The 3039-nt window shown below is 51.0% G+C and carries 2 rRNA genes; both read left to right on the top strand.

Annotated features, from left to right (window positions below):
• Window positions 1-2787 (top strand): 23S ribosomal RNA (locus tag B5F27_RS15990); the annotation flags it as partial.
• 109 nt (window positions 2788-2896) lie between these two features.
• Window positions 2897-3013: ribosomal RNA gene (gene rrf, locus B5F27_RS15985) — 5S ribosomal RNA — on the top strand.
• Window positions 3014-3039: the final 26 nt, after the last annotated feature.

Genomic DNA, 3039 nt, shown 5'->3' with positions numbered 1-3039 from the left:
CGAAGAAAGACGTGATAAGCTGCGATAAGCTGCGGGGAGCTGCAAATAAGCATTGATCCGCGGATTTCTGAATGAGGAAACTCACTCAGCCTCATAGCTGAGTATGTTACACTGAAATTCAAAATAGGTGTAACAGGGGAACCGCCTGAACTGAAACATCTAAGTAGGGCGAGGAAGAGACATCAAACGAGATTCCGTAAGTAGTGGCGAGCGAACGCGGAAGAGGGCAAACCGCGGGTAGAAATACCTGCGGGGTGCGGACTGCTTTTAGGACTTAAACTGTTAGCCGAACGGCATGGGAAGGCCGGTCAGAGAGTGTGAGAACCACGTAGGCGAAAACGGTGAGAGCTGCGCAGAATCCAGAGTACGGCCGGACACGTGAAACCCGGTCGGAATACGGGGGGACCACCCTCCAACCCTAAATACTACCCAGTGACCGATAGCGTATAGTACTGTGAAGGAAAGGTGAAAAGAACCCCGGGAGGGGAGTGAAAGAGAACCTGAAACCCTGTGCCTACAAGCACCTAGAGCACGTCAAAGTGTGATAGGGTACTTTTTGTAGAACGGTCCGGCGAGCGATTGTACGTAGCAAGGTTAAGGTCTTAAGGACTGGAGCCGAAGCGAAAGCAAGTTTGAAAAGGGCGATAAGTTACGTGCAATGGGCCCGAAACCGGGTGACCTACCCATGATCAGGCTGAAGTGGAAGTAAAATTCCATGGAGGGCCGAACCGACCTCCGTTGAAAAGGCGGCGGATGAATTGTGGGTAGCGGAGAAATTCCAATCGAACTCGGAGATAGCTGGTTCTCCCCGAAATAGTTTTAGGACTAGCCTCATTTTAGATACCTGGAGGTAAAGCACTGAATAGCCTAGCGGCCGAGAGGTTAGCGAAGCTTATCAAACTCAGAATGCCAGAGTATTGATGAATGGGAGTCAGACAGTGTCAGATAAATGTCATTGTCAAAAGGGAAACAGCCCAGATCTACAGCTAAGGTCCCAAAGTCAGGTCAAGTGGAAAACGATGTGAAGATACGCAGACAACCAGGATGTTGGCTCAGAAGCAGCCACTCATTTAAAGAGTGCGTAATAGCTCACTGGTCGAGCGTCTTTGCGCGGAGAATTTAACGGGGCTAAACCTGACACCGAAGCTTAGGCAACATCTTAGATGTTGGGTAGGGGAGCGTTGTATGAGCGGCGAAACGGTAGCGTGAGCGGCCGTGGAGTTCATAGAAGTGAGAATGCCGGAATGAGTAGCGCGAATGCAGTGAGAATCTGCATGGCCGAAAGCCTCAGGTTTTTGGAGGAAGGTTCGTCCGCTCCAAGTTAGTCGGGAGCTAAGGTGAGGCCGAAAGGCGTAGCCGATGCACAGACGGTTGAGATTCCGTCACCACCAAAAGAGTTAAGCATGGGGACACATCTGAAGTGTTTGAGCCGGGAGTTGGTTCCGGTAGTGATCGAGGGAAATAAGTACCGAAGTCAAGCATGGAGGGTGGCGAGAAAAGCCATGTGTATTTCTGAGGTGCCCGTACCGCAAACCGACACAGGTAGGTAGGAAGAAGATTCTAAGGCCAACGGGAGAAGGGTTGTTAAGGAACTCGGCAAATTGACCCCGTAACTTCGGGAGAAGGGGTGCTGCAGAGATGCAGCCGCAGAGAAACGGCCCAAGCAACTGTTTACCAAAAACACAGGTTTGTGCTAAATCGAAAGATGACGTATACGAGCTGACGCCTGCCCGGTGCTGGAAGGTTAAGAGGAGATGTGAGAGCATTGAATTGAAGCCCCAGTGAACGGCGGCCGTAACTATAACGGTCCTAAGGTAGCGAAATTCCTTGTCAGGTAAGTTCTGACCCGCATGAAAGGCGTAATGATTTGGGCACTGTCTCAACAGCCCGCCCGGCGAAATTGTAGTACCGGTGAAGATGCCGGTTACCCGCGACAAGACGGAAAGACCCCATGGAGCTTTACTGTAGCCTGATATTGGGTTTCGATGTTGCATGCACAGGATAGATGGGACACTGGGAAGCAAGAGCCTTGGCTTTTGTGGAGTGGACGTTGGGATACCATCCTTGTGATATTGGAATTCTAACCAGCACCTCTGAATCGAGGTGGGGGACATTGTCAGGTGGGCAGTTTGACTGGGGCGGTCGCCTCCAAAAAAGTAACGGAGGCGTTCAAAGGTTCGCTCGGCTTGAACGGAAATCAAGCGAGAGAGTGCAAACGCAGAAGCGAGCCTGACTGCGAGACTGACGGGTCGAGCAGGAACGAAAGTTGGAGTTAGTGATCCGGTGGTATGTGAGTGGAAATGCCATCGCTCAACGGATAAAAGTTACCCTGGGGATAACAGGCTGATCTCCCCCAAGAGTCCACATCGACGGGGAGGTTTGGCACCTCGATGTCGGCTCATCGCATCCTGGGGCTGTATTCGGTCCCAAGGGTTTGGCTGTTCGCCAATTAAAGCGGTACGCGAGCTGGGTTCAGAACGTCGTGAGACAGTTCGGTCCCTATCTGTCGTGGGCGCAGGATATTTGATGGGAGCTGTCCCTAGTACGAGAGGACCGGGACGGACGAACCTCTGGCGCACCAGTTGTTCCGCCAGGAGCACAGCTGGGCAACTATGTTCGGATCGGATAAACGCTGAAAGCATCTAAGCGTGAAGCCGACCCAAAGATAAGATATCCCACTAAGTAATTAGGTAAGATCCCTTGAAGACTACAAGGTAGATAGGCACAATGTGTAAGTGGAGTGATCCATTCAGCAAGAGTGTACTAATAGATCGAGGGCTTGACCAGGTTGAAAGCACTTGTACTCTGATTGCATGGCGCAGATTATTATTCAGTTCTGAAGGCACGTCCTTCTAAAAGAGAATAGAGAGATTGTTCAGACTTAAAACTCTGAACAGCCGGTGTCGATGACGGTGAGGTCCCACCTGTTTCCATTCCGAACACAGAAGTTAAGCTCACTTGTGCCGAAGATAGTTGGCTGGACACGGCCTGTGAAAATAGGTAGATGCCGGCTTCTCTCATCCATCAGAATATTGAAAC

The organism is Faecalibacterium sp. An192, assembly GCF_002160175.1.
In the GTDB taxonomy this organism is placed as follows: Bacteria; Bacillota; Clostridia; order Oscillospirales; family Ruminococcaceae; genus Faecalibacterium.
Note: the sequence above shows the minus strand (reverse complement) of the source record. Positions and strands in the feature narration are given on the sequence as shown.